This window comes from Porticoccus sp. W117 (assembly GCF_030341905.1).
In the GTDB taxonomy this organism is placed as follows: Bacteria; Pseudomonadota; Gammaproteobacteria; order Pseudomonadales; family Porticoccaceae; genus SCSIO-12696.
On the sequence record NZ_JATAAF010000007.1, the window covers coordinates 99,601 to 125,100 of the forward strand.

Annotated in this window: 24 protein-coding genes and 1 tRNA gene; 16 read left to right on the forward strand and 9 right to left on the reverse strand. The window is 52.9% G+C overall.

The window, feature by feature from the left end; translation table 11 throughout:
* Positions 1 to 7 precede the first annotated feature (7 nt).
* The 4 genes from QSV34_RS07300 to QSV34_RS07315 are packed head-to-tail and all read left to right on the forward strand — an operon-like array spanning position 8 to position 3,215.
* Positions 8 to 238 carry a hypothetical protein gene (locus QSV34_RS07300; protein ID WP_289153306.1) on the forward strand — a complete coding sequence of 77 codons (231 nt, stop codon included), beginning with the start codon at positions 8 to 10 and terminating at the stop codon, positions 236 to 238.
* Between the two features lie 15 nt (positions 239 to 253).
* Entirely contained in the window at positions 254 to 1,447 is a 1,194-nt protein-coding gene (locus tag QSV34_RS07305) for an NnrS family protein (RefSeq protein ID WP_289153308.1), read from the forward strand.
* 14 nt (positions 1,448 to 1,461) lie between these two features.
* Positions 1,462 to 2,208 (forward strand): ferredoxin--NADP reductase, encoded by a 747-nt coding sequence (locus QSV34_RS07310; RefSeq protein ID WP_289153309.1) that lies wholly within the window; start codon positions 1,462 to 1,464, stop codon positions 2,206 to 2,208.
* A gap of 47 nt (positions 2,209 to 2,255) precedes the next feature.
* Complete coding sequence (locus tag QSV34_RS07315) at positions 2,256 to 3,215, forward strand: hypothetical protein (RefSeq protein ID WP_289153311.1); 960 nt, start codon at positions 2,256 to 2,258, stop codon at positions 3,213 to 3,215.
* A gap of 5 nt (positions 3,216 to 3,220) precedes the next feature.
* On the opposite strand, the gene QSV34_RS07320 is transcribed toward QSV34_RS07315, so the two are convergent.
* The 6 genes from QSV34_RS07320 to QSV34_RS07345 all read right to left on the reverse strand — a co-directional run bounded on the left by QSV34_RS07320 (position 3,221) and on the right by QSV34_RS07345 (position 7,857).
* Positions 3,221 to 3,421 carry a hypothetical protein gene (locus QSV34_RS07320; protein WP_289153313.1) on the reverse strand — a complete coding sequence of 67 codons (201 nt, stop codon included), beginning with the start codon at positions 3,419 to 3,421 and terminating at the stop codon, positions 3,221 to 3,223.
* 5 nt (positions 3,422 to 3,426) lie between these two features.
* Positions 3,427 to 3,720 (reverse strand): BrnT family toxin, encoded by a 294-nt coding sequence (locus tag QSV34_RS07325; RefSeq protein WP_289153315.1) that lies wholly within the window; start codon positions 3,718 to 3,720, stop codon positions 3,427 to 3,429.
* Between the two features lie 18 nt (positions 3,721 to 3,738).
* The gene (locus tag QSV34_RS07330; protein WP_289153317.1) at positions 3,739 to 4,110 is read right to left on the reverse strand and encodes a hypothetical protein; all 372 of its coding nucleotides are present in this window, start codon (positions 4,108 to 4,110) and stop codon (positions 3,739 to 3,741) included.
* Positions 4,107 to 4,652 (reverse strand): RNA polymerase sigma factor, encoded by a 546-nt coding sequence (locus QSV34_RS07335; RefSeq protein ID WP_289153319.1) that lies wholly within the window; start codon positions 4,650 to 4,652, stop codon positions 4,107 to 4,109. The genes QSV34_RS07330 and QSV34_RS07335 overlap by 4 nt, the downstream gene beginning before the upstream one ends.
* 3 nt (positions 4,653 to 4,655) lie before the next feature.
* On the reverse strand, positions 4,656 to 5,348 hold the full coding sequence (locus tag QSV34_RS07340) for a DUF6249 domain-containing protein (RefSeq protein ID WP_289153321.1): 693 nt from the start codon (positions 5,346 to 5,348) through the stop codon (positions 4,656 to 4,658).
* A gap of 184 nt (positions 5,349 to 5,532) precedes the next feature.
* A complete protein-coding gene (locus tag QSV34_RS07345) occupies positions 5,533 to 7,857 on the reverse strand; it encodes a Tex family protein (protein ID WP_502928998.1) in 2,325 nt (774 codons plus the stop codon).
* A 121-nt stretch (positions 7,858 to 7,978) separates the two neighbouring features.
* Between QSV34_RS07345 and QSV34_RS07350 the strand changes: the two genes are divergently transcribed.
* The 3 genes from QSV34_RS07350 (at position 7,979) to fadA (ending at position 12,097) form a co-directional block, all read left to right on the forward strand.
* On the forward strand, positions 7,979 to 8,629 hold the full coding sequence (locus tag QSV34_RS07350) for a class I SAM-dependent methyltransferase (protein ID WP_289153325.1): 651 nt from the start codon (positions 7,979 to 7,981) through the stop codon (positions 8,627 to 8,629).
* Positions 8,630 to 8,750: 121 nt separating this feature from the next.
* A complete protein-coding gene (fadB, locus tag QSV34_RS07355) occupies positions 8,751 to 10,916 on the forward strand; it encodes a fatty acid oxidation complex subunit alpha FadB (protein ID WP_289153327.1) in 2,166 nt (721 codons plus the stop codon).
* A gap of 2 nt (positions 10,917 to 10,918) precedes the next feature.
* Complete coding sequence (gene fadA / locus QSV34_RS07360) at positions 10,919 to 12,097, forward strand: acetyl-CoA C-acyltransferase FadA (RefSeq protein ID WP_289153328.1); 1,179 nt, start codon at positions 10,919 to 10,921, stop codon at positions 12,095 to 12,097.
* Between the two features lie 206 nt (positions 12,098 to 12,303).
* Here the strand turns inward: fadA and QSV34_RS07365 are convergent, their stop codons facing one another.
* Positions 12,304 to 12,624: a hypothetical protein gene (locus QSV34_RS07365; RefSeq protein ID WP_289153329.1), complete on the reverse strand. Its 321-nt coding sequence runs from the start codon at positions 12,622 to 12,624 to the stop codon at positions 12,304 to 12,306.
* Between the two features lie 168 nt (positions 12,625 to 12,792).
* Between QSV34_RS07365 and QSV34_RS07370 the strand changes: the two genes are divergently transcribed.
* The 7 genes from QSV34_RS07370 (at position 12,793) to QSV34_RS07400 (ending at position 21,753) form a co-directional block, all read left to right on the forward strand.
* A tRNA-Leu gene (locus QSV34_RS07370) sits at positions 12,793 to 12,877 on the forward strand.
* A 54-nt stretch (positions 12,878 to 12,931) separates the two neighbouring features.
* Positions 12,932 to 14,275 (forward strand): trigger factor, encoded by a 1,344-nt coding sequence (gene tig, locus QSV34_RS07375; protein ID WP_289153331.1) that lies wholly within the window; start codon positions 12,932 to 12,934, stop codon positions 14,273 to 14,275.
* A gap of 154 nt (positions 14,276 to 14,429) precedes the next feature.
* Positions 14,430 to 15,065 carry an ATP-dependent Clp endopeptidase proteolytic subunit ClpP gene (gene clpP / locus QSV34_RS07380; protein ID WP_289153332.1) on the forward strand — a complete coding sequence of 212 codons (636 nt, stop codon included), beginning with the start codon at positions 14,430 to 14,432 and terminating at the stop codon, positions 15,063 to 15,065.
* A gap of 93 nt (positions 15,066 to 15,158) precedes the next feature.
* Positions 15,159 to 16,448 (forward strand): ATP-dependent Clp protease ATP-binding subunit ClpX, encoded by a 1,290-nt coding sequence (gene clpX, locus QSV34_RS07385; protein WP_289153333.1) that lies wholly within the window; start codon positions 15,159 to 15,161, stop codon positions 16,446 to 16,448.
* A 334-nt stretch (positions 16,449 to 16,782) separates the two neighbouring features.
* Positions 16,783 to 19,221 (forward strand): endopeptidase La, encoded by a 2,439-nt coding sequence (gene lon / locus QSV34_RS07390; protein ID WP_289153334.1) that lies wholly within the window; start codon positions 16,783 to 16,785, stop codon positions 19,219 to 19,221.
* 218 nt (positions 19,222 to 19,439) lie between these two features.
* Positions 19,440 to 19,712: an HU family DNA-binding protein gene (locus QSV34_RS07395; RefSeq protein ID WP_289153335.1), complete on the forward strand. Its 273-nt coding sequence runs from the start codon at positions 19,440 to 19,442 to the stop codon at positions 19,710 to 19,712.
* 166 nt (positions 19,713 to 19,878) lie between these two features.
* Positions 19,879 to 21,753, forward strand: coding sequence for a SurA N-terminal domain-containing protein (locus tag QSV34_RS07400; RefSeq protein ID WP_289153337.1), 1,875 nt, complete (start codon positions 19,879 to 19,881; stop codon positions 21,751 to 21,753).
* A gap of 69 nt (positions 21,754 to 21,822) precedes the next feature.
* Here QSV34_RS07400 and QSV34_RS07405 read toward each other — a convergent pair whose 3' ends face one another.
* Positions 21,823 to 23,367, reverse strand: a complete 1,545-nt coding sequence (locus tag QSV34_RS07405; RefSeq protein WP_289153339.1) for a LysM peptidoglycan-binding domain-containing protein — start codon at positions 23,365 to 23,367, stop codon at positions 21,823 to 21,825.
* 68 nt (positions 23,368 to 23,435) lie between these two features.
* Positions 23,436 to 24,215, reverse strand: coding sequence for a hydroxyacylglutathione hydrolase (gene gloB / locus QSV34_RS07410; RefSeq protein WP_289153341.1), 780 nt, complete (start codon positions 24,213 to 24,215; stop codon positions 23,436 to 23,438).
* A gap of 66 nt (positions 24,216 to 24,281) precedes the next feature.
* On the opposite strand from gloB, the gene QSV34_RS07415 reads away from it, so the two are divergent.
* Both QSV34_RS07415 and rnhA read left to right on the forward strand, forming a co-directional pair.
* Positions 24,282 to 25,079: a class I SAM-dependent methyltransferase gene (locus tag QSV34_RS07415; RefSeq protein WP_289153343.1), complete on the forward strand. Its 798-nt coding sequence runs from the start codon at positions 24,282 to 24,284 to the stop codon at positions 25,077 to 25,079.
* On the forward strand, positions 25,066 to 25,497 hold the full coding sequence (rnhA, locus tag QSV34_RS07420; RefSeq protein ID WP_289153344.1) for a ribonuclease HI: 432 nt from the start codon (positions 25,066 to 25,068) through the stop codon (positions 25,495 to 25,497). The genes QSV34_RS07415 and rnhA overlap by 14 nt, the downstream gene beginning before the upstream one ends.
* Positions 25,498 to 25,500 lie beyond the last annotated feature (3 nt).

The window sequence follows — 25,500 nt, forward strand, 5'->3', positions numbered from 1 at the left end:
AACTCGAATGAAGCAGTTGAACGGAATGGACAGAATAGGGCGCTGGATGATGGCAGGCAGTGTTGGCCTTACGGCGCTTGGCGTGTGGCTCGCCTATGGCCTTGGGCAAAGCCTTGGTTTGGTGCAGCAAATATTCGCCCACTTGATGACGATCATCTTTCCGGTCGGTTTGAAAATCGGCTACGTGGTTATGCTGTATGCTCAGCAGCAAATTCGTAAATGTTCAAATTCTCACTAGCGGAAGATACAACAAATGGCGGTACTCAATATCTCCGAGTCGGTTAAAGGGCCGGCGATTTGGCAATTGGCTTTTCGTCCGTTTTTTCTTTCAGGCGCGCTATTTGGTGTTTTTGCGTTGATGGTGTGGGGGCTATTTCTCAATGGGGTTAACCTGGTGCCCGGTGGCAGTCTAAGCCCGGCCCAATGGCACGGTCATGAAATGTTGTTTGGTTTTGGCCTGGCCATTGTTTACGGCTTTTTATTGACCGCTGTGCAAACCTGGACTGGTGTGCCTGCAGTGAAAGGCACCCAACTCATATTGTTGTGGAGCCTGTGGTTGCTGGCACGCCTGCTTTGGTTGTTGCCTGGTGAAGGCGTTCTTGTATGGGTGGCTGCAGTGGATTTGGCGTTTCAGCTGCTGGGCTTATTTTGGCTACTGCGCCCGGTGATACTGGTAAAGCAGTGGCGCAATATTGCGGTGGCGGTGGTGCCGTTGTTAATGATGATTGCCAATGGCCGCTATTATCTGGCCGCTGCGGATGATGACTACCTTCAGCAACAACACAGTTTGCAGGCCATGATCTGGTTGTTCGCAGTTATGATGAGTGTTATCGGTGGTCGGGTGATTCCGTTTTTTACCGCTAACAAACTTGGTGTGCAGCAGGCCAAAAAACATCTGTGGCTGGAACTGGGTTGCCATCTTTCATTGTTGTTACTTGCCTTGCAGACATTGCTTGGTTTCGGTCTGCCACAAGTGGCTCTGCTGGCGTTGGCGGTGACTTCGTTTTTATTTCACGTTATTCGCTGGTGCAGTTGGCAGGCGACAGGTCTGTGGCGGGTGCCGTTACTGTGGTCGCTGCATATTGCTTATCTGTTTGTTCCTCTGTTTACCTTGGCCTGGGGATTGTCAGAACCGCTGAGCTGGTGGACGTCGGACGTGCTTCACCTGCTGGCCATTGGTGCTATCTCCGGCATGATTCTGGCCATGATTTCGCGGGTGTCATTAGGGCACACAGGTCGAGAGCTGCGCAGTTCACTGGCGATCAATACAGCTTTTGTATTGGTAACGTTATCGGCGCTGGCACGCTTTGCTCCGGCGTTGCTGCCTGCTTGGCGGTTGCCTTTTTATAACCTGTCGGCACTGACTTGGACGCTGGCGTTTGTTATCTTTCTGATCGGCTACTGGCGTATTCTTACCAGTAAACGGGTAGATGGGCGTCCGGGATAATAGCGAGGCTATTTATGGAAGGTTGGGTAGAAGCAACTGTCGTTGAAAATAAACGTTGGAATCAACGGCTGTGTTCACTGAGAGTAACAGCGGATGAATTGCCTGAGTTTCGCGCCGGGCAGTTCTTACGCTTAGGCCTGGAAGTCGATGGCGAGTTGGTGGCGCGCCCTTATTCCTTGGTAAATGCTCCCCATGAAGCGGAGGGGGAGTTTTACTTCAATAAAGTGGACGAAGGGCCACTGTCGCCACGTCTGCACAGCCTGGAACAAGGGGGTAAGGTGTGGCTGTCAAAAATGGTGGCCGGATTTTTAACTCTGGACGACATTCCACCCGGTAAGCGTTTGTGGATGCTGGCTACTGGCACCGCCTTGGGGCCATTTCTTTCCATACTAAAAACCGAACAGGTGTGGCAGCAATATCAGCAAGTGATGTTGGTGCATGGAGTGCGCAGTGCTGATGAGTTGGCTTATAGTGATTTGATTAGCGAGATTCAGAAGCAGCAAGGCGAAAACTTTGTGTTTCTGAAATCTGTTACCCGGGAAATTGTTGTCGATGCATTGCCTCAACGAATTCCCGATGCCATTGCCGCAGGTCATTTAGAGGCGTTATTGGGTGTGACAATAAACCCAGACGAAGATCGGGTGATGCTGTGTGGTAATCCTGGGATGGTGGAAGGCTGTGTGACGCAGCTGGAAATAAAGGGTTTAAAACGCCATCGTCGCCGGAACCCGGGGCAGGTTGTGATGGAGATTTATAAATAGTCACGCCCATGACAATTAATAATAGAATTACTTTTTAGGGAAACAGTATGGATTCTGTTGAGTATAGATACGAAGACTCAGGCGTTGGGTTTGACGAAGACAATCCGCCTCCTATGGTTGTTTCTTTAAATGACGTGACGTTGAAGTCTATAGAAGACATTTGTCACTTTCTGTGCGAATCAATCGAATTAAGGTTTGATTTGACCGGCATTGATACACATCTGGAATCTCGGCCAATAGTATTTGAGATTTCTGAAAACCTTCGCATCAGCGAGTACACGTTTTGGTCGTTGGTTTATGATTCACAAAACGGTAATTTTGAACTTGGCAAAAAATACTTGAATACTGTTATTAATTGGCAGAAAGGCGGAGAGCTACCCCACTGCAAAGCTCAGGAGGTGGTTGGCCAGCATCCGGTTTATGCGTACATAGAGAGATTTGTTCTCTGTTCTGATATTGCCGAAAATATAAAAACCAGCCAGTTGCAATCCATAAGCTCATTTATTGACTATTTGGCAGTCTGCGATCTGGATCATGAAGTTTGGCATCATGAGTACATCGAGCGTGTCCTGGATTTTCTTCAAAATCTTGATAGGAAAAACTTTACAAGACTTATGCTGCTGTACCTCGATTCCCAGTTTGGGGAGTATGTGCTTAACTTTTCTCGTGTCTCTGAGTCGGGTTTTTTAAAGGTGGCGGTTGACCACATCGTGGCCAGGGATTCAGGGTGGCTTTTAAAGGTAAGGTGCTTGAGGCTGTGTGCCAATGTTTACGGCATGGATCATGAACCTGTGCTTGATATCCTACAATATTGCAGGATGAGAAAAGATGTTGGCGATGAGAACGACTTGAAGAATTTTTCCAAGGAACTGGATGTTGCTCGTCGCAATGGTGAGGTCGGGCGGAGAAATGTTGGTTCAACGCGGATTCTTGATACCGGTTTTCACACGTACAAAGACGGGCGTTGGGTAAGAAATGAAAATGTTAGTTTTTCGGGTTCGTCTTGAAAGTTTTATTTTACTCCTTCAATCAAAGCAATATCTTTTTTTAACAGGTCATTAACCATAACGCTAAGGTCAACACCCTTGGCTTTAGCTTTGGCTTTAAAGTAATTCAATACGTCGCTGTCAAGATATACAGGCAAATTCATAACCGCTTCGGGGTTATAAAACTTGCCCCGTTCGCCATTGGAAAAGTCATACTCTCTAGACATTGCTTTTAACCTTCATACTGCTTTATTTCATGTTTGGTCGCGGGTCTGGCTGAAATAATTCGTATGGTTACAGTGTTGTCTTTCTGGTCTTGGTAAGTATGCACAACTACCAAGTAAACCTGCCCATTGCTTTGACCCAGAGTAATCCAACGCTGTTCATGCTCGTTGGAATGACTTTCATCGAAAATGGTTAATGCCATGGAGTCAGCAAATACGCTTGTCGCTTGCTCGAAAGTGACCCCGTGTTTCACCGCATTCGATCTGGCTTTAGCCGGATCCCACTCAAAATTATACTGCACCGGTCATCCTTGTATGTTTCAAATCCACTCCCGATAATTCGCCCAAATTACCGTTCCTGCTGCCACCAACAACCCAGCTGCAATTGCCGCCAGTGCAGGCAGTCCAATAGTAATGCTCGATATTTGTGCCAGCCATTGATTGGCCGGAGCCGCAAAGGAGGGCAGCAGGGCGGCGGCACAACCAGTTCCTAACACCGCAGAACCCAGAATAATTCCGTTCTTTTTACCAGCGCTGAGGCGGCTGCCCGGTTGCGCGGGAAGGTCGGCGATCACGTTGTCGCTAAAGCCATCATCCCTTAAATAGGGTTCAGTGGTTCGGGCTGAACTGAACAGGGCGTCCAGTGCGTCTGGCTGCGAGTTGCTGTGATTGTCTGAAATAGGTGTGTTCATGGTGTCACCGTTGTCTGCCATGCAGAGAGTAGCACTTTTAGTTTTTCCCGACCACGCTGGATATGGCTTTTCACCGTGCCTAGCGGGCTGTCCATAATTTGCGATATTTCCTGATGGGTGTGTTCCCGCTGTAAATGCAGGTGCAGGGCCATGGCCTGTTCCGGTGGTAGTTGTGCCAGGGCTCTGGAAATATCCCGGTGAAGATCCGTTTCTCCGGCTGGGGTGTGACCTTCATGGTCGTCTTCATTTTCCGACAGCGGCTCCGTGGGTTTGCGGGAGCGGTAGTAGCTGGCGAACTGCCGGTAGGCAATGCGGTAAAGCCAGGTGTAGAAATTGGCGTCACCGCGAAAGCTGCTCAGGTTGGCAAAGGCCTTGATAAAGGTCTCCTGTGCCAGGTCATCCGCCAGTGCTTCGTCCCAACCGGTTAGCTGGCGCAGACTGTAGCGCAGCTGTGACTGGTAGCGGTTGACCAGCTCGCGGTAGGCGCGCTGGTCGTTGGCGGTGAGAACCCTGGCAATCAGGGTTCTGTCGTCGTTGGTCATGGATTATTTGCCCAGACCGTCGCTGTTTTTACTTTCCAGTTTCCAGACAAGCAGTTGCGCCAAGCCTATACAGAGAGGGATCAATCCCAGGCCCATTCCAGGTGTGGCACCGACGATGGTAAAGAAGCCGATAATGCCCAGGCCGACACCGATCATTACCAGGCCTTTGTGCAGGTTGCTTTTGGGGTCTTGCTGCCGTTGCAGACCTTGCAAGACTTCGCCGGGAATATCTTTGCCCGAAGCCACGTAATTGTTGATAGTTTCATGGGTCAGGCGGCGCTTTTTAAATGAGCTGTAAAGCGCTATGGCGACGATAATCACTGGGGCACCCAAGCTGAGTATCACAGCCACCAGGCCAATTAACATGCCCATGAATGGGGTGTCACCTTCGCTGCCAATCTTGATATTAACTTCGCCCAGCTCTTTCAGCGCCTCTTTGGCGTCGTAAAGGCCTTCTCGCAGTTCTTCTTTCTCTTCGTCCGAGAGTTCGGATTGTTCTTCTTCAATCTTCTTGCTGATGCGGTCAAACAAGCGATCGATTTTTTCATCCTTGCTGCGCTTTTTGCTTTCCTGCTCTTGCAGCGCTAATTCCGTCTGTTCTTCGACAGGTGCTTGCTCCTGTTCTGCCCATGAGGGCGGAACGCAGATAACTAACACCAGTAGCAGGGTCAGCAGGGGGGCGGTCAAGGTTTTCATGGTATTCCTCGCAGTCTTTCGGGGTGTTTGCAGGTTGTGGGCGATTGTAGCCGATAAAGCCGCAATCGCCCCTTCGAACACTTAGACGCGGGGAAGGTGGGGTTTGGATGCAGGGAAATAAAAATTTTGTTGCGTGTTACGGGTTGTGGGTTTCGCGAAACTCGAAACCCGCAACTCGAAACGTTTAAAGACGCTTGCCCTTGTTGTTTTGCGCTTTAGCAAACAGCGCCGCCATTGTGCCGGAGGCCTGTGGTTGCTGGCGATTCTGGGGCTTGTTCTGGCGCGGTTTGCCAGCATTGCGACTTTGTGGTTGGCGTTTGTTGTTTTCCCCCGGTTGGTCATCCAGACGCATAGACAGGCCAATGCGTTTGCGGGGGATATCCACTTCCATCACTTTCACTTTGACGATGTCGCCGGTTTTTACCACTTTGCGGGGGTCTTCCACAAAGCTGTGGGAGAGGGCGGAGATATGCACCAGACCGTCCTGGTGAACACCGATATCCACAAAGGCGCCAAAGTTGGCCACATTGGTGACAGTGCCTTCTAACACCATACCCGGTTCCAGGTCTTTCAGGGTTTCCACTCCTTCCATAAAGGTGGCGGCCTTGAATTCCGGGCGTGGGTCGCGGCCGGGTTTGTCCAGCTCTTTGATAATGTCGGTGACGGTGGGAATGCCGAATTGATCGTCGGTGTAATCCACCGCTTTGAGGCTGCGCAGTGTGGCGCTGTCGCCCAACAGTAGCTTGACGTCTTTGCCTTGCTTGTTGGCAATGCGTTCAACCACCTGATAGGACTCCGGGTGAACCGCTGAACTGTCCAGTGGGTTGTCGCCGTTGGCAATGCGCAGGAAGCCGGCGGCCTGCTCAAAGGTTTTGTCCCCCAGGCGGGGCACCTTTTTCAGTTCTTTGCGGCTTTTGAATACGCCGTTGGCGTCCCGGTAGGTGACGATATTGTCGGCGATGGTCTGGTTAAGGCCGGAGACACGACGTAGCAAGGCGGCGGAGGCGGTGTTTACTTCCACACCCACGGCGTTTACGCAGTCTTCCACCACAGCGTCCAGGCTTTGCGCCAGTTGGCTCTGGCTAACATCGTGTTGGTATTGGCCGACACCGATGGATTTGGGTTCGATTTTTACCAGCTCCGCCAGTGGGTCTTGCAGGCGGCGGCCGATAGATACCGCACCGCGAATGGTGACGTCCAGGTCGGGAAATTCTTTGGCGGCAAATTCGGAGGCAGAGTAAACAGAAGCACCGGCTTCGCTCACCATAATTTTTTGCAGCTTCAGCTCTGGGTGGCGTTTGATCAGATCGCCAGCGAGCTTGTCTGTTTCACGGGAAGCGGTGCCGTTGCCGATAGCCACCAGCTCAATACTGTGGGCTGCTGCCAACTTGGCCAATACGGCAATGGATTGATCCCACTGGTTTTTCGGCGCGTGGGGGAAGATGGCGCCGTGATCCACCAGTTTGCCGGTGGCATCGATCACCGCCACCTTTACGCCGGTACGCAGACCAGGGTCGAGGGCAATTGTGGCTTTCAGTCCAGCAGGGGCGGCCAGCAGCAGGTCTTTCAGGTTTTCGGCAAAAACAGTAATGGCTTCAGTTTCCGCTTGCTGGCGCAAGTCGCCCAGCAAGTCAGTTTCGATATGGGAATGCAGCTTGACTCGCCAGGTCCAGCGCACCACTTCGCTCAGCCACTTATCAGCCGGGCGGCTCTGGTCAGCAATATTAAAATGGCTGGCGATGCGAGTTTCGCAGGGGTGCTTAACCAGCGGACTGGCGTTTTCCGGCTGCGGTAAGTCCACCTTGATATGTAAAAAGCCTTCGCGACGGCCGCGGAACATGGCCAGCGCTCGGTGAGACGGTGTCTTTTTCAGAGGTTCACTGTGCTCAAAGTAGTCAGAGTACTTGCTGCCTTCCTGCTCCTTCCCCGGCGCAACCGTGCTGTTTAAAACACCTTGATCCAGAATTTGCTGGCGCAACTGACCCAGCAGCTCGGCATCTTCGCTGAAGCGTTCCATCAAAATAAATTTGGCACCATCCAGAGCGGCCTTGGTATCGTCAATTTTGTGGTCGGGGTTCAGGTAGCTCGTCGCTTCGGTTTCTGGTTCCAGGCTGGGGTCGTTAAACAGCGCATCTGCCAACGGTTCCAGGCCCGCCTCGATGGCAATCTGACCCTTAGTGCGACGCTTGGGCTTGTAGGGTAAATAAAGGTCTTCCAGACGGGTTTTGGTGTCTGCAGAGAGAATGCTGGTTTTCAGCTCCGGGGTCAGTTTGCCCTGTTCTTCGATGCTGTTAAGGATGGTGCCTCGGCGCTCTTCCATTTCACGCAGGTAAACAAGGCGATCCTGCAAGGTGCGCAACTGGCTGTCGTCCAGGCCGCCGGTGACCTCTTTGCGGTAGCGAGAAATAAAAGGCACGGTGGCGCCTTCGTCCAGCAGTTCTACCGCAGCGTCTACCTGGCGGGTGGTGACGCTGAGTTCGTTGGCAATGGTGTCGACAATGGATTTCAGGGTTGCTGCAGACATAGGTAAAGCGGGCCGTTTGGAAATAGAAAGGCGGCGATTATTAACCAAACCGGTGGCATCAGGTAGTCTTGTATTTGCCCGGTAACTGTGTTTTTACTGCACAACCATGAGTCCTACCTATTGCCCACTTTGTCATAGCCCTGATATTCAGTCCTACAGCCGGGATAAAAGCCGCCACTACCTGAATTGCCAACAGTGCCAGCTGGTGTTTGTGCCCACTGAACAACACCTGAGTGCCGAGCAAGAGAAAGCGGTATACGACCTCCATCAAAACGAGATCCACGATGCTGGCTATCGCCGTTTTTTAAGTCGCCTTTACACACCATTGATAGAGCGTTTGCCTGCGGGCGCTCAGGGGCTGGATTTTGGCTGTGGCCCCGGCCCGGCGCTGGCGGAAATGTTTCGTGAAGTGTGCTATCCAGTCAATCTGTATGATTGTTTTTACCATCCCAACCGAAACGCTCTGGAAAAACAGTACGATTTTATTGTCGCTACCGAGGTGGTGGAGCACTTGTCACAGCCGGGGTTGGAGCTTCAGCGCCTGTGGCAACTGCTAAAACCGAATGGTTGGCTGGGGCTGATGACCAAACTGGTTATCGACCTAGAGGCTTTTAACAGTTGGCACTACAAAAACGATTTAACCCATATCTGCTTCTTCAGTCGTGCCACATTCGTCTGGCTGGCGGGGCAGTGGGGCGCTACGGTGGAATTTGCCGGTAGTGATGTCATTTTGTTGCACAAACCAGCGGCTGAATAAAACCACTGAGTCACAAACAAGGTAGCCAATATTTACGAAACCGTGGTCGTATTTCTGGTCACGGAAGGGAAATTCCCCTTACACTCAACCCGTTATAACAGAAACCCGATGGAAACCAGTTATGAATGCGCCTCTTTATGAAGGACAGACACTTGCGGTAACCCTGGGCGACGGCGGTGTCGCTGAATTGTGTTTTGACAACCAGGCCGATTCGGTTAACAAATTTAATCAGCAAACCGTCAAGGAATTGGCCGACGCCCTGCAGGCTCTAAAAAGTGCCGCGAATGTTAAGGGTTTGCTAGTGACCAGCGGCAAATCGGTATTTATTGTCGGCGCCGACATTATGGAGCTGTCACAGCTCGATGCGGACGGTTTAAGTGCGGTATCCAAACAGAACAACGCCAACTTCAGTGCCTTGGAAGATTTACCGTTTCCCACCTTGGTGGCCATCAACGGTTTTGCTCTGGGGGGCGGATTTGAGTTCTCCCTGGGCTGTGATTTCCGGGTGATGAGCACTGAGGCTCAGGTGGGCCTGCCGGAAACCAAACTGGGCATTATCCCCGGCTGGGGTGGCACGGTACGCCTGCCGCGACTGATTGGCTTTGATAATGCGGTGGAGTGGATTGCCAGCGGCAGCCACAAACGCCCACCCCAGGCACTCAAAGATGGCGCAGTAGACGCCGTGCTGGCGCCAGAACAGCTGCGAGACGAAGCCCTGAAAATGTTACAACGCGCTATTGATGGTGAGCTGGATTATCACGGTCGCCGCAAGCGCAAAACCAGCCGTTTGCAGTTAAATGCGGTGGAGCTGCAACTGGCAGCTACCACTTGTCGCGCTTTGGTGGCAGCCAAAGCAGGCAAGCACTATCCGGCGCCGTTGCTGGCGGTAGACCTGATGACCAAAGCGGCGTCCCTGGATCGAGACGGCGCGTTGGTGGAAGAGTCGAAAGCCTTTGGCAAAATCGGCACAACCCCCCAGTGCCGGGCCATGATCGGCCTGTTCCTGAATGATCAATATTTGGGCAAGGTAGCGAAAAAGCTGGCCAAAGGTGTTGATAAGCCAGTGACCTCTGCTGGGGTACTGGGGGCAGGCATTATGGGTGGTGGTATTTCTTACCAGCACGCGCTGAAAGGGGTGCCGGTGGTGATGAAAGACATCGCGCAACCCGCCCTGGATCTGGGTTTGTCGGAAGCCAATAAACTGGTGAACAAGCGGGTGGCAAAAGGCCGCCTCACGCCGTTGAAAGCCGGTGAAATTCTGTCTCGCATTAATCCCACATTGCACGATGTTGAATTGTCTGGCGTCGATCTGGTGGTGGAAGCGGTGGTGGAGAATCCCAAGGTGAAGAAGCAAGTTCTGGCCGACGTGGAGCAGGTGATTGGCAGCGATGCCATTCTCGCCTCTAACACCTCTACCATTTCCATTACCGGTTTGGCAGAAGGCTTACAGCGGCCGGAGCAGTTCTGTGGCATGCACTTTTTTAACCCGGTACACGCCATGCCCTTGGTGGAGATTATTCGCGGTGAGAAAACTGCTGATACCACCGTGGCCAAGGCGGTATCTCACGCACTGGCGCTGGGTAAAAAGCCGGTGGTGGTCAACGACTGCCCAGGGTTTTTGGTGAACCGGGTGCTGTTCCCATCGGTGTTGGGTTTTGATGCATTGCTGCAGGCCGGTGCGGATTTTCAGCAGGTGGACCGAGTGCTGGAAAAATGGGGCTGGCCCATGGGCCCGGCCTATTTGATGGATGTTGTGGGCGTCGATATTGCGGTACACGCATTGGCGGTTATGTCCAAAGGCTTCCCGGATCGCATGGCCAGCTCTGAACATTCACCCTTGCAACGGCTGTTTGCCGCCAAGCGCCTGGGGCAGAAAAACGGTGCTGGTTTTTACCGCTACGAGGCGGATAAAAAAGGTAAACCGAAAAAGCTGGTTGATGAGTCTGTTTATGAGTTGCTCGGTGGTGGCCAGCCAATTGAACCTCATTCGTTCAGTGACGAAGAAATTATCGCCCGCTTTATGGTGCCCATGTGTACCGAAATGGCCCGTTGCCTGGAGGAGGGCATTGTCAGCTCGCCGTCGGAAGCGGATATGGCACTGATTTATGGGGTGGGCTTCCCGCCGTTCCGGGGTGGTGTATTCCGCTGGCTGGATGAAATTGGCCTGGATACGTTCTGTGCTATGGCGGAACCGCTGGCAGAGCTGGGGCCACTTTATCAACCCACCGACGCCATGCGAGCTATGGCAAATAACAGTAAAACCTACTACAGCGCCAAGGAGATATAACAATGAAACTTAATCCTCGCGATGTAGTAATTGTTGATTATGCTCGCACGGCCATGGGCCGCTCAAAGAACGGCTGTTTTCGTCATCTGCGCGCCGACGATATGTCGGCCCGACTGGTTGAAGCATTGCTGGATCGTAACCCCAAGGTGCCGGAAGATGAAATCGACGACCTGATCTGGGGCTGCGTGATGCAGACCCGGGAGCAGGCCTTTAACGTGGCGCGCAATATTATCCTCGGTACTCGTTTGCCACACACCATCACCGGTATGACGGTTAATCGCCTGTGCGGTTCATCCATGTCAGCACTGCACACTGCCGCCGCCAATATCATGGCCGGGCTCGGCGATATCTATGTGGTAGGTGGGGTAGAGCACCTGGGGCATATTCCCATGGACCACGATGTGGATATCAACCCGGCGTTGAGCCTGTCGGTGGCCAAGGCCGCCAATATGATGGGCATTACCGCGGAATACCTGGCCAAATTGCACGGTATCAGCCGCAAGCAGCAGGATCAGTTTGGTGTGCGCTCTCACCAGCGCGCCGCGGCCGCTACCGAGAATGGCTGGTTTGAGGGTGAGATTATCCCCATGGAAGGTCATAACGCCGAAGGTGGATTGGTTTCGGTGACTGCGGACGAGACCATTCGCCCGGAAACCGATTACGAAGGGCTGTCAGCCTTGCGTCCGGTGTTTGACCCTAGAAACGGCACCATTACCGCCGGTACTTCTTCCCAGCTGTCCGATGGCGCTTCCACGATGTTGGTGATGTCGGCTGAGCGGGCAGAAGCTTTGGGTGTTGAGCCGGTGGCCCGCATACGCTCCATGGCGCTGGCGGGAGTAGACCCTTCTATTATGGGTTACGGCCCGGTGCCAGCCACCGAGAAGGCACTCAAGCGCGCTGGCCTGAAAATCGCTGATATCGATTGTGTGGAATTGAACGAAGCCTTTGCCGCACAGGCACTGCCGGTATTGAAGGATCTGGACTTGCTGGCCAAGATGGACGACAAGGTGAATCTGCACGGTGGTGCGATTGCTCTGGGTCACCCATTTGGTTGCTCCGGAGCCCGGATTACCGGCACACTGTTGGGAGCCATGAAGCAGCACGGTGGCACTTTAGGTGTATCCACTATGTGTATTGGTCTAGGGCAGGGGATTACTACGGTTGTGGAACGGCTGAATTGATTTGAACCATTGGCGTGAAAACCATCTACTACTTGGGTTTCCAGACACGCTGTAAACGCTTCCCAGTGCGCTCCTTGGCCGCTATCCCTGCGGCCAAAGGTCTGGAAAGGCACCGCCGGCTCCTGATTGCCACACAACCCAACAAACCGAACTCAAACAAAAACGCCCCACCAATTGGCGGGGCGTTTTAAGGTCAGTATGTTATTTTACTGCGGGTGACCCAGCTCATTGAGCTTATCGCCAAGCTCGTCGGCTTTCTCTTCGGCAGCGTCTTTCATTTCTTCTATCTTATCTTCTGCGGCTTCTTGGACTTCCTCTACTTTCTCTTTGGCTGCGTCCATGGCTTCCTCACCGGCGGCCTTACCTTGCTCAACCAGATCGTTGGCGGTGTTGGCCGCATCCTGAGCGCTGCTTTCAATGCTGCTGGCTGCTTCATTGGATGATGTATTGGTGGTGCTGTCGCCGCTGCATGCGGTGAGCAGGGCTGCCAAACCAATAAAAGTCATAAAAGTGATTAAGTTTTTCATGGTTATCCCCATTGTAATCAGTTTGTTACATTTAAAACCTCGCCTGTCTTCGCAGGCCTGTTTGCACCTGAATCCTAGCTGAAAATTGAGCGGTTGCCCAGTGGCAGTGCCTGTGGCAAAATCTGCCCCCTTTTTTGCGGGGGCCTAACCGCCAGGCTGCCGTAAAGCGCGGAAGTGGTGGAATTGGTAGACACGCCAGATTTAGGTTCTGGTGCCGCAAGGTGTGGGGGTTCAAGTCCCCCCTTCCGCACCATTTTATCGGGCCTCCACGGCCTTACATGAGAAAGCAATACGCTAGAGGAACAACATGCAGGTTTCCATTGAAACAACTTCCGGCCTTGAACGTCGCCTGACCGTAGAGGTTCCCGCCGAGCGCATCGACAGTGCCGTAGACGCCCGTCTGCAAAAAGAGGCCAAGACCATCAAAATGAATGGCTTCCGCAAGGGCAAGGTGCCTTTCAAGGTGGTTAAGCAGCGTTACGGCAAGTACGTGCGTCAGGAAGTTATGGGCGAAGTAGTGAGCCAGTCTTTCTACGAAGCGGTTTCACAGGAAAAACTGCGCCCGGCGGGCCAGCCGTCTTTTGAACCCCTGAAAGGTGAAGAAGGCGAAAACCTGGAGTATGTAGCTACTTTTGAGGTTTATCCTGAGGTGGCGCTGGGAGATCTGTCCAAAATTGAGGTGTCGAAGCCGGTGGCGGAAGTCAACGATGAAGACATCGATAAAATGATTTCTGTATTGCGTGAACAACAGTCCAGCTGGAGTGCCGTTGAGCGCGCCGCGGAAGACGGCGATCAGGCCAATATCGATTTCACCGGCACCAAAGACGGTGAAGAGTTCGCCGGTGGTAAAGGTGAAGGTTACAACATCGTTCTGGGCTCCAAGCAGATGATCCCGGGTTTTGAAGACGCCATCGTTGGCATGTCTGTCGGTGACGAGAAAACCGTACCGTTGACCTTTCCGGAGGACTACCACGCGGAAGAGCTGAAAGGCGCCGACGTTGAGTTTGCTATCAAACTGAACGAAGTGTCTGAGCGTCAGCTGGCTGAGCTAAATGACGAGTTCTTCGTCGCCTATGGTGTTAGTGAAGGCGGTGAGGAGAAATTCCGTGAGGAAGTGCGCAACAATATGGAGCGCGAGCTGAAAAACGCCGTCAACAACAAAGTGAAAAACCGGGTGATGGAAGAACTGGCCAAGCTGCACGAAGTGGAGCTGCCAAAATCACTGGTGAGCGGAGAGATTCAAGGCCTCAAACAGCAGATGTTGCAACAGTACGGCGGTGGCCAGCAGCAGAATATTGACCTGTCTGTATTGCCGGACGACATGTTCCAGGCTCAGGCAGAGCGTCGCGTTACCCTGGGGCTGATTGTTGCCGAAGTAGTAAAAGCCAACGAAATCAGCGCCGATGCTGATCGCGTACGTGCCCAGGTGGACGAAATCGCCAGCACTTACGAGCAGCCGGAGCAAGTGGTTGAGTACTACTACGCCAATCCACAACTGCTGGATGGCATTCAGTCTGCGGTACTGGAAGAGCAGGTAGTGGAGCACATTCTGGAAGGTGCCAACGTGAAGGAAGAGGCGGTTTCCTATGAAGATGCGCTGAAGCCAGATGCTCAACCGCAGGCAGAAGCGTCGGAACAAGCCGACGACTGATAGCTGGTGGATGTATGGAAAGGCGAGCTGGTAATACCAGCTCGCCTTTTTTGTAATCTGTAGATTCTGTGCGTTCCCTTTGCCCGGCAACAGGGCTAAAATGCCTCAACTTCCATGCCCTGCGCCTTCCAAGTTCTTACCAGGATATTAAAGAATGATAAATAAAGTTCCTCCTTTTGCTAATAATCCACTAGATGTACAAAATGTCGGCCTGGTGCCCATGGTGGTGGAGCAAACTTCCCGCGGCGAGCGCTCCTACGATATTTACTCCCGCCTGCTGAAAGAGCGGGTAATCTTCCTGGTGGGCCCGGTGGAAGACCACATGGCCAACCTGATTGTGGCGCAAATGTTGTTCCTGGAATCTGAGAACCCGGACAAAGACATCCACCTTTACATCAACTCACCCGGCGGCTCGGTAACTGCTGGCCTGTCCATCTACGACACCATGCAGTTTATCAAGCCGGATGTGAGCACCATGTGCATTGGTCAGGCGGCCAGTATGGGTGCCTTCCTGTTGTCGGCGGGTGCTGAAGGTAAGCGCTATGGACTGCCCAATTGCCGTACCATGATTCACCAGCCCAGCGGTGGTGCCCAGGGGCAGGCTACAGATATTCAGATTCAGGCCGAAGAAATACTAAAGCTGAAGCAACGCCTTAATGAAATCATGGCCAAACATACTGGTCAGGAGCTTGATAAAATCGTTGCTGATACCGAGCGAGACAACTTTATGAGCGCTCAGGAGTCCATGGAATATGGTCTGATTGATCAGGTTCTGGACAAGCGCCCTTAGAATCGCTAGTCTGGTTCCAATTGTCTTGATAATGTTTTTGTAACATTTTGTTTTATAAAGATTTTTCTACAGCTTGAATGCGGGAAATACAGTATGACCAAAGAAACCACAGGCGACGACGACAACGGCAAGCTGCTGTATTGTTCGTTCTGCGGTAAAAGTCAGCACGAAGTGCGCAAACTGATCGCCGGTCCTTCGGTGTTCATTTGCGACGAGTGTGTCGACCTTTGTAACGACATCATCTCCGAGGAAGTTCAGGAGACAGAAGGGGAACCGGTTCGCGACGAGCTGCCCACTCCAGCGGAAATCAATGGCTCTCTGGACCAGTACGTTATCGGCCAGAAGCGCGCCAAGAAGATTCTCTCCGTAGCGGTCTACAACCACTACAAGCGCTTGCAGAGCGACGGCAAAGGTTTTAACGGCGACGTTGAGCTGGGCAAGAGTAATATCCTGCTGGTGGGCCCAACCGGTAGCGGTAAAACCCTGTTGGCTGACACACTTGCCCGCTTGCTGGATGTGCCCTTTACCATTGCTGACGCTACCACCCTGACCGAAGCGGGTTATGTGGGTGAGGATGTTGAGAACATCATCCAGAAGCTGCTGCAACGCTGTGATTACGATGTGGAGAAGGCTCAGCGAGGCATTGTTTACATCGATGAGATCGACAAGATCTCCCGCAAGTCAGACAACCCATCTATTACCCGTGACGTTTCTGGCGAAGGCGTTCAGCAGGCGCTGTTGAAACTGATTGAAGGTACCGTTGCTTCGGTTCCTCCTCAGGGCGGCCGCAAGCATCCTCAGCAGGAATTCCTGCAGGTGGACACTTCCAATATCCTGTTTATTTGTGGTGGCGCTTTTGCCGGCCTGGAAAAGGTAATTCGCGAACGCTCGGAGAAAGGTGGTATCGGCTTTAGTGCTGAAGTGAAGTCGAAAGATGAGCAGGCGAGCATCGGAGCAACTCTGGCAGATGTGGAGCCAGACGATCTGGTGCGCTTTGGTTTGATCCCTGAGTTTGTTGGTCGCCTGCCAGTAACTGCCACTCTGGAAGAGCTGGATAAAGACGCTCTGGTCAGCATTCTGGTGGAACCCAAGAATTCTCTCAGCAAGCAATACGGTGCGCTGTTTGAGATGGAAGGGGTGGAGCTGGATATTCGTGCCGACGCTCTGGAAGCCATCGCAGAGAAAGCCCTGGAACGCAAAACTGGCGCCCGTGGCCTGCGCTCCATTATGGAAAACACCCTGCTGGAAACCATGTACGACATTCCCTCCAAAGAGAATGTGCGCAAAGTGGTCATTGATGCGGCGGTGATTTCTGGTGAGTCTGAACCGTTGTTGGTTTACGAGACTGTAGAGCAACCCAAGGCGGCAGGTAGCGAAGAATAAAGCTACTCCGCAAGCAATCGAAAATGCCAGTCAGCGAAAGCGGCTGGCATTTTTTATATCTCTCTGTTTTGGAGCCGAGCATGGGCAGGCTGTGCCGAAATGTATCGATTCTCCTCGATATAAGCTATCGGCTCTTAGCCACCTTCTGTGACCGTGGCCAGCAGGGATGCTGGCGACGAGCCTCCACGGATGGATTTACGGCGTGTCACAGAAGGTGGCTAAGGGGTGGTGGCGACGACTACGGCAAGAATACTTCCAAAAAATCTTTAGAAGCCGGTTGATATAACCCTGCAAAATCCCCATATTGCATAGCATGTGCAGTAGAGGTTAAGTGATGGGACAGGAAACTTACGAATCAGTTGATACGCCAGCGGATAACAACGTACTTCCACTGTTGCCGCTTCGCGATGTGGTGGTGTATCCCCACATGGTTATCCCCCTGTTTGTGGGGCGTGAAAAGTCCATTGTTGCTCTTGAGCAGGCGATGGCATCTCAGAAACAAATTCTCCTTGTGGCCCAGAAAGAGGCCGCTGATGACGACCCCAGTGCCGATGATATTTATCGGGTAGGCACTGTCTCCACTGTACTGCAATTGCTGAAACTGCCGGATGGCACCGTCAAGGTGTTGGTAGAAGGCGGCGAGCGGGTGGCCGTAGACGATGTTCAGGAACAAGATAACTACTTCCAGGCTCGGGTAACCCCCATGGATACCGGCGCCATGGATGAGCGCGAAGCGGACGTACTGATGCGTTCGGTGATTAATCAGTTTGAACAGTACGTCAACCAGAGTAAAAAAATTCCCTCGGAAGTGGTGACTACCCTGGCCGGCATCGAGGATGCTGGCCGCCTGGCTGATACCATTGCCGCCCACATGACCCTGGCGCTGGAGCAAAAGCAGGAAGTGCTGGAAATCGCTGACGAGAAAGCCCGCATAGAACACCTGATGGCGTTGATGGAATCGGAAGTGGATCTGTTCCAGATCGAGCAGCGCATCCGTGGTCGGGTGAAGAAGCAGATGGAAAAGAGCCAGCGGGAGTACTACCTCAACGAGCAGATGAAGGCCATCCAGAAAGAACTGGGCGACATGGACGATGGCAGCAGCGAGCTGGAAGAGCTCGAAGAAAAAATCAAACAGGCGGGCATGCCGAAAGCGGCGCTGGAAAAAACCGAGGCGGAGCTGAACAAACTGAAGTTGATGTCGCCCATGTCTGCTGAAGCCTCAGTGCTGCGCGGCTACATCGATTGGATGATCAGTGTGCCCTGGAAAAAGCGCAGCAAGGTGCGCCACGATTTGGCCAGGGCAGAGCGTATTCTCAATGAAGACCACTATGGCCTGGAAGAAGTTAAAGAGCGTATTCTGGAATTCCTCGCGGTACAGAAACGCGTCAAAAAACTCAAAGGGCCAGTACTTTGCCTGGTGGGGCCGCCGGGGGTGGGCAAGACCTCTCTGGGTGAATCCATCGCCCGCGCCACCGGCCGCAAATTTGTGCGTATGGCTTTGGGTGGGGTGCGTGACGAAGCGGAAATTCGCGGCCACCGCCGTACCTATATTGGCTCTATGCCGGGCAAGATGATCCAGAAAATGTCCAAAGCGGAAGTAAAAAACCCGCTATTCCTGTTGGATGAAATCGACAAAATGGGTATGGATCACCGTGGTGATCCCGCTTCGGCGTTGCTGGAAGTGCTCGACCCGGCCCAGAATCACAACTTTAACGATCACTACCTGGAGGTGGACTACGATCTTTCCGAAGTGATGTTTATCTGTACCTCCAACTCCATGAATATCCCCGAGCCATTGTTGGATCGTATGGAAGTGATTCGCATACCCGGTTACACCGAGGATGAAAAAATCAACATCGCCAAGCGCTACCTGGAACCCAAGCAGCGCAAGGCCAATGGCCTCAAAGACAGCGAGCTGGATATTGGCGAAGAGGCCTTACAAGACATCGTGCGTTACTACACCCGCGAGGCCGGTGTTCGCGGCCTGGAACGGGAACTGGCGAAGGTGTGCCGCAAGGTGGTTACCGAGCATGTAAAAGCCAAGAAAGGTAAAGAGCTGTCCACCAATGTCGGCCCGGAACAGCTGGAAGAATTGTTGGGTGTGCGCAAGTTCGACTTTGGCCGCGCCGAAGAGGAAAGTCAGGTTGGTCAGGTCACTGGCCTGGCGTGGACCTCGGTGGGCGGAGAATTGCTGACCATTGAGTCATCTGCGGTTCCCGGAAAAGGCGGTGTAATAAAAACCGGTTCGCTGGGCGATGTGATGCAGGAATCCATCCAGGCGGCGCTTACCGTAGTGCGTAGTCGCGCCCAGGCGTTGGGCATCAAAAAGGACTTTCACCAGAAGAATGACCTGCACATTCACGTTCCGGAAGGGGCTACCCCGAAGGACGGTCCCAGTGCTGGTGTTGCCATGTGCACGGCTTTTGTGTCGGTGCTAACGGCGATTCCAGTGCGCGCTGATGTGGCCATGACCGGGGAAATTACCCTGCGCGGTCAAGTGCTTAGAATCGGTGGCCTTAAAGAGAAGCTGTTGGCAGCTCACCGGGGCGGCATCAAGACCGTGATTATTCCCCATGACAATGAGCGGGATTTGAAAGAGATTCCAGACAATATCAAGGCGGATCTCGATATCCATCCGGTGAAGTGGGTAGACCAGGTTTTGGAGATTGCCCTGCAGTCGGCACCTACGCCATTGAGTGATGAGGAATTTGCCGCCAGCGATCAGGTAACCAGTAAAAATAAGGGCTCTGAGGGACGTATTAGCACACATTAAATGCAGCATGTGCTTGACCGACCTACCCACTATTGGTATAAATTTCCGCCTACTGCCGATGGCTGTAAACTCGTATACAGACCCTCCACAGGATTGTAGAAAATATAACCGGGCTCACTCGCTGGTGAGCCTTTAACCAAGAAGTATGAAGAAATAAAATTTTTCACAAAATTTCATAACTTTCATAAAACGTTCCATAAAATATAGGGGTAACTCTTGTGAATAAAGCTGAACTGATTGAAGCCATCGCCGCCGAGGCAGACATTTCTAAAGCCTCCGCCAGCCGCGCGCTGGATGCTGCTACTGGCGCTGTAGCAGGTGCTTTGAAAAAAGGCGACCAGGTTTCCCTGGTAGGTTTTGGCACTTTCTCTGTTAAACACCGTGCTGCCCGCACTGGCCGCAACCCGCAAACCGGCGCTGAAATCCAAATCGCCGCTGCCAATGTGCCCAGCTTCAAAGCCGGTAAGGCGCTGAAAGACGCCGTTAACTAAAAGCAAATAGTACTAAAGGCAGTCACTCGGCTCAGACAACATTGCCGCCGCAACTGCTTTGACAAGGTGTACCCATAGGGTGCACCTTTTTTACATTACAGAGCCTGGATTTTTCTGTAGACACCAGGGTCCGTAGCCACCAGGAAAAGAGTATTAAGAGCCCGCCATGCTGCAAAATATGCGCGACAACCTGAAAAGTTTTGGCCTGATTATTGTGGTCATTATTTCCATCCCCTTCGTGTTTACCGGTGCGGAGCAATTTTTCACCTCCGGCTCCAAAGAGCCCCAGGTGGCCGAAGTCAATGGCACGGCCATTACCAGTGGCGATGTGGCTCGTGAGCTGCAACGTCTGGGTATCAACCCTCAGCAGTTGGACACTATGGGTGAAGGAGTACGCCAGCTGTTCCAACAACAAGCGCTGAACTCTATTGTCACCCGTATTGGCATTCAGAATGCCGCTCAGGAAAGCGGCATGGTGGTATCGCGCAAAACCATTAACGACATTCTGCGTAACGAGCCTGCCTTCCAGCTGGATGGCAAGTTTGATTCCGATCAATATGTTTCCGTATTGCAGCGTGCCGGCTGGACACCGTCGTCTTTCGTGGAAGATCGTGAACGACAGTTGCTGACAGGGCAATTTGTAGAAGGCCTTGTAAACAGCGACTTTGTCAGCCCACTTGAGGTGGAAGAGGGCGCAGCGGTATCGGAACAAACCCGCGATTTTTACTACCTGACAGTGCCTGTGGCAGCGACTCTGGACAGCATTGAAATTGACCAGGACAGTCTGCAACAGCGCTATGAAGCATCCAAAGAACAGCTGCAAATACCTGAGCAGCTGGTGGTTGAATACATCGAGTTAAACCTCAGCGATCTGGCTGCCAAACAGTCTGCTCCAGAAGACGAAGTGCGCCAGCGCTTTGAAGAAGAAGTTGCACAGGCCGGCAATAGCGATGATCAACAGCGTCGACTTTCCCATATTCTGATCAACCAGGGCAGTGATGAAGAACAGCAGCAATTGATTGCCGAGCTTAAAGGCAAGCTGGATGCCGGTGAGGCGTTTGAAGAATTGGCCAAGGCTCAATCTCAGGATGCCGGTAGCGCCAATCTCGGTGGCGATTTGGGCTTTATTGACCCTGCTGTATTGCCCGCTGAACTGTCCGCTGCGGCGGCAGACCTGGAATTGAATCAGGTATCTGCACCGGTAAAAACCGATATGGGGTATCATCTGGTAACGGTCACCGATCTGCAACAGGTTGAGCTGCCTACTTTTGAAGCGCAGCAACAGCGCATTGCCGATGACATCAAGCGAGAGCAGGCAGAAATTGAATTTGCCAATCTATTGAGTAAATTGAAAGACGGAGCCAGCGAGCTGTGGAAAGAAGACAGCCTGCAAAAAGTGGCCACCGAATTAGGCCTGGAAATGGAGCTTTCAGAGCCGTTTGCCCGCAGTGGTGGCAACGGTATCGCTGCTGAACCGGCAATAGCCTCTGCGGCCTTTGCTGACCCTGTCTATAAAGACGGCTTTAGCAGCGACGTACAAGAACTGGTTCCCGGCGAACGCGCTGTGGTCGTAAAACTCAAAGAGAAAATATCCGCCCGCACCCAGGATTTGGAAGAAGTGAAAGATCAACTGCTGGCGGAGTTGAAACAGGAGCGTGCCAGTGAACAGGTTAAATCCCGTGGTGACGCCCTGAAGGCTCGTGTGATCGCTGGTGAAAGTATCGAAGACGTTGCCAAGGCCGAGCAACTGGAATGGCAGGTGGGCCTGAAGACACCGCGCTCCGGTGGCAATGTGGACGCTACCGCACGCAACCACGTCTTTACCATGGCAGCTCCCGGTGATGGTGACAGCAGAGTGGACAGTGTCACCAGTGGCAATGGCGATTACATTCTGGTGCAGTTGAATGCCATCCATTATGCGGACGTAAGCAAACTGCCCGCGACCCAGCGCCAGTCAGTGAGTAATTCTCTGGAGCAGGCTTCATCCAATCGCGGTTTTGCCGCCTATCAGAAATGGATACTGGATCAGCTAAACGACTGATTCTGATTTGTTATCCGGCAATAAAAAACCCGCTAAGCAGTTAGCGGGTTTTTTATTGGTTCGGTATTTTTAAATACCCCGAATATCCACAAACAATGTGAGCTTCTGTCCGGGCTGTAGGTATTTGCCGGGGTTCAGGTTGTTCCAGGAAAGAATATCTTTAACACGCACATTAAAGTGGCTGGCAATACGTGACAGGGAATCACCGCGTTTTACCCGATAGTTTAATTTGCGGTTGGTGGTGCGCATTACCGGCTTATAGGTGCTGACTTGCAGCTGTTGACCCGGCTTTAAGTACTCGTTCGGGGCCAGGTTATTCCAGGCGCGCAGGTTTTTGACGGTGACCTTGTGGTTGCGGGCAATTTCCCACAGAGAGTCGCCAGAGGCTACGGTGTAGTAACTGTGGCGAGTCTGGATAGGGGTCACCCCAGCGCCGGGAATCCGCAATACCTGGCCGATGCTGAGCAGGTCGGATTTCAGGTTGTTTTCCCGCTTCAGGTCAGCCACGGTCACTTTGTGCTTTTTGGCGATGCGCCCGAGAAAATCCCCGGATTTTACCCGGTATTCACGGCTGGCCAGCCACTGTTCCTTCGGCACACTGGCGATTGCCTCCTCAAAGCGCTCGACAGCGGCAACGGGCAACAGCAACTTCTGTTTATTGCCTGGGGCCGTACTGAGACGGTTAAAGGCCGGGTTGAGGCGGTACAGTTCTTCGCTGTCAATGCCGGCCATCAAAGCGGCCTGTTCCAAATCCATCTGGGCATCAAAGCTGACTTCACCAAAGTAAGGCTGGTTGGCGATTTCAACCAATGTCAGCTTGTGCGCTTCAGGGTGGGCAATAATTCGCGACAGGGCCAGCAGCTGAGGCACGTAAGCGCGAGTTTCACGTGGCAGTTTCAGAGACCAGAAGTCGGTACCTTTACCGGCTCTGGCATTGCGTTTGATGGCCCGTTTTACTGTACCTTCACCACTGTTGTAAGCCGCCAGTGCCAGCAGCCAATCGCCGTCAAACAAACCGTTGAGGTACTCAAGGTACTCAAGGGCAGCGCGAGTGGATTCGGTGACGTCCCGGCGGCCATCCTGCCACCAGTCCCGCTGCAGGCCAAAGCGCTTGGCGGTGCCGGGAATAAACTGCCACAACCCGGCGGCGTGGCTGTGGGAGTAGGCGAAGGGGTCAAAGGCGCTTTCCACTGCAGGCAGCAGTGCCAGCTCCATGGGCATATCGCGGGCTTCTACCTCACCGACAATGTGGTACAGGTAACGCTTCGAGCGTTTCAGCACGCGGTCAAAATACGAGGGGTGGGAGGCGTACCATTTTTCCTGCTTGTCGATACGCGGGTCATGGTGCTTTTCTACCATCGTCATACCAGCCCGCAAACGAGCCAGCAAATCAACTTCTGCCACTGGCACTTCGCTTGCCGCTTCTGCTTCCACGATAACGGGTTGTGGCTGGGTTAAGGTGGGTACCAGTTCAATAAGGGAAATGGCCTGGGGCAGGGTGGGTTCCACAGGCGTTTGCGCCTGTTTATTCGGGTTGAGCTGGCCGCAGCCGGTGCTGAGTGCCGCGGCGATAACTGTCACTGGAATAAGCAGTGCAATAGGCTTAATGCGCATTATGAGAAAAAATCCGTAAGTTTTTGTTTTTATGGCTACTGTGCGGGCTGTTATAGCACATTGAGCCTTTAAGTCACGAATCCATCCTTCCATTTGCGAAGTAGCGCAAATGTTTCCACTTCCCCCCTTATTTCCGTATTGCTGTGCTCCCGAACCCGCTGCTGAAGGGCATTTACATTACAGCGCAAAAACGGGTTGGTAAGCTTTTCCAGACCAATGGTGGTCGGCAGAGTAGGCCGACCTTGTTGGCGCAGTTGCTGGCAGTCTTTCAGCCGCTTGTGCAACTGACTGTTTTCCGGTTCAGCGGCCAGGGCAAAAGCCAGATTGGCCAGAGTGTATTCATGGGTGCAATACACCTGAGTTTGTTCAGGCAATGCCAGCAATTTCTGAAGCGAACTGTACATTTGTTGCGGGCTGCCTTCAAACAGGCGACCGCAACCGGCGGCAAACAGGGTATCGCCACAAAACAGTAGCGGCCTGGAATCATCGAGAAAGTAGGCGATATGGTCTAGCGTGTGCCCCGGTACTTCAATCACTTGAAAACTGCCGCTGCCAAAGTTTACCTGGTCGCCGCTTGTAAGAGGCTGGCTGACTTGAGAGATTTTGGGGTTGTTTGGGCCATAAACCGGAACCGGGTAGTAGCTGAGCAGGGCGTCGATGCCGCCGGTGTGATCCCAGTGGTGATGGGTGATAAAAATCGCCGCCAGATTTAACTGCCGGGATTGCAGATACTGCAACACCGGTTGTGCGTCCCCAGGGTCTACCACCGCCACTGCATCGCTGTTTTCGGGCTTGACGGCCCAGATGTAGTTGTCGTCAAAGGCGGAAATGGGGTGAATATCAAACATAAGTTAACAGCTACTGGCAAAAATGGTAGTTTATCAGCCCGTTTCCGCTGAGTCATAGAGAGCTTCGTGCAAAGGCAGCTAGCGAAATATTTCCGCCCCTATCCGTTGGCTGAGGCCCAATCGTCGTTGCAACAATGGCTGGCCACTCCGTCTGGGCAGTACCTTTTGGGAAAGGAGCGGGAAATACTCAGCTGCCTGCCCGGTATGCACGGATACCATCTGATGGAGGTGGGTTTGTCCCCTGAAGGCAGCCTTCTGGAACAATTTGATAACCTGCATCGTTTTACTTTGGGGCCGACGGCAAGCGAGGCTAACACGGGTGCTGTAGCAGAGTTGACAGCGTTACCACTGCCCAGCGATACCATTGAAACGGTGATTGCTCACCACGTTCTGGAATTTTCCCCCAAACCGCACATGGTACTTAATGAAATCGCCAGGGTAGTAGCGCCCGGTGGCCATATTGTGCTGTTTGTGCTCAACCCATTCAGCGTGCAGGGGCTGCTGAAGTGGCCAGCGGCGCTGTTCAGAAAATCACCCCATTATCGCCATCACTCCCTGCGACTGGGTAGGGCGATCGACTGGTTGCGTCTGCTCAGTTTTAAACCGGTTGTGGTAAAGCGAGGTGGTTTTGGGCCGTTGCAGGAACAGAGTGACGATTCCTGGCTGCGCCGTTGGGGCTATGGGCTGGGGCTTCCCGGGGGCGCTTTTTATACCATCGTGGCCCGAAAACAAGTGGCCAAGGTCATTCCACCAAAAGCGGATTTGTTAAAAAACCTCAAAGTGCCGAACCTGGCTTGGCAACAGCACACTGTGCCAATGCCAGAGCATCGCACTGCAGTTGTAGAAAGTTATGAAGAAAGTTGAAGTGTTTACCGATGGTGCTTGTCGCGGCAACCCCGGCCCCGGTGGCTGGGGTGTATTGTTGCGCTATGGCGATGTGGAGAAAGAGCTTTACGGTGGCGAGCCGGATACCACCAACAACCGTATGGAGCTGATGGCGGCCATTCGCGGCCTGGAGGCCCTGAGCCGTTCCTGCGATGTGGTGTTGACCACAGACTCCCAGTACGTGCGCCAGGGCATTACCAGCTGGTTGGAAGGCTGGAAACGCAAGGGCTGGAAAACCGCCAGTAAGCAGCCGGTAAAAAATCAGGATTTGTGGCAACTGCTTGATGATCAGGCGGGGCGACACAACGTAGATTGGCGCTGGGTGAAAGGGCACAGTGGCCATCGGGAAAATGAAATAGCCGATCAACTGGCCAATCGCGGCATTGATGAGTTGTAGTCA

What these genes read in the sequence shown, in the direction of transcription:
- tig (WP_289153331.1), top strand. Translation starts at nt 12,932, where the DNA reads ATGCAGGTTTCCATTGAAACAACTTCCGGCCTTGAACGTCGCCTGACC.
- QSV34_RS07405 (WP_289153339.1), bottom strand. Translation starts at nt 23,367, where the DNA reads ATGCGCATTAAGCCTATTGCACTGCTTATTCCAGTGACAGTTATCGCC.
- QSV34_RS07330 (WP_289153317.1), bottom strand. Translation starts at nt 4,110, where the DNA reads ATGAACACACCTATTTCAGACAATCACAGCAACTCGCAGCCAGACGCA.
- QSV34_RS07305 (WP_289153308.1), top strand. Translation starts at nt 254, where the DNA reads ATGGCGGTACTCAATATCTCCGAGTCGGTTAAAGGGCCGGCGATTTGG.
- QSV34_RS07340 (WP_289153321.1), bottom strand. Translation starts at nt 5,348, where the DNA reads ATGAAAACCTTGACCGCCCCCCTGCTGACCCTGCTACTGGTGTTAGTT.
- QSV34_RS07310 (WP_289153309.1), top strand. Translation starts at nt 1,462, where the DNA reads ATGGAAGGTTGGGTAGAAGCAACTGTCGTTGAAAATAAACGTTGGAAT.
- rnhA (WP_289153344.1), top strand. Translation starts at nt 25,066, where the DNA reads ATGAAGAAAGTTGAAGTGTTTACCGATGGTGCTTGTCGCGGCAACCCC.
- QSV34_RS07320 (WP_289153313.1), bottom strand. Translation starts at nt 3,421, where the DNA reads ATGTCTAGAGAGTATGACTTTTCCAATGGCGAACGGGGCAAGTTTTAT.
- clpX (WP_289153333.1), top strand. Translation starts at nt 15,159, where the DNA reads ATGACCAAAGAAACCACAGGCGACGACGACAACGGCAAGCTGCTGTAT.
- QSV34_RS07350 (WP_289153325.1), top strand. Translation starts at nt 7,979, where the DNA reads ATGAGTCCTACCTATTGCCCACTTTGTCATAGCCCTGATATTCAGTCC.
- QSV34_RS07300 (WP_289153306.1), top strand. Translation starts at nt 8, where the DNA reads ATGAAGCAGTTGAACGGAATGGACAGAATAGGGCGCTGGATGATGGCA.
- QSV34_RS07365 (WP_289153329.1), bottom strand. Translation starts at nt 12,624, where the DNA reads ATGAAAAACTTAATCACTTTTATGACTTTTATTGGTTTGGCAGCCCTG.
- QSV34_RS07315 (WP_289153311.1), top strand. Translation starts at nt 2,256, where the DNA reads ATGGATTCTGTTGAGTATAGATACGAAGACTCAGGCGTTGGGTTTGAC.
- lon (WP_289153334.1), top strand. Translation starts at nt 16,783, where the DNA reads ATGGGACAGGAAACTTACGAATCAGTTGATACGCCAGCGGATAACAAC.
- gloB (WP_289153341.1), bottom strand. Translation starts at nt 24,215, where the DNA reads ATGTTTGATATTCACCCCATTTCCGCCTTTGACGACAACTACATCTGG.
- QSV34_RS07400 (WP_289153337.1), top strand. Translation starts at nt 19,879, where the DNA reads ATGCTGCAAAATATGCGCGACAACCTGAAAAGTTTTGGCCTGATTATT.
- fadA (WP_289153328.1), top strand. Translation starts at nt 10,919, where the DNA reads ATGAAACTTAATCCTCGCGATGTAGTAATTGTTGATTATGCTCGCACG.
- QSV34_RS07335 (WP_289153319.1), bottom strand. Translation starts at nt 4,652, where the DNA reads ATGACCAACGACGACAGAACCCTGATTGCCAGGGTTCTCACCGCCAAC.
- fadB (WP_289153327.1), top strand. Translation starts at nt 8,751, where the DNA reads ATGAATGCGCCTCTTTATGAAGGACAGACACTTGCGGTAACCCTGGGC.
- clpP (WP_289153332.1), top strand. Translation starts at nt 14,430, where the DNA reads ATGATAAATAAAGTTCCTCCTTTTGCTAATAATCCACTAGATGTACAA.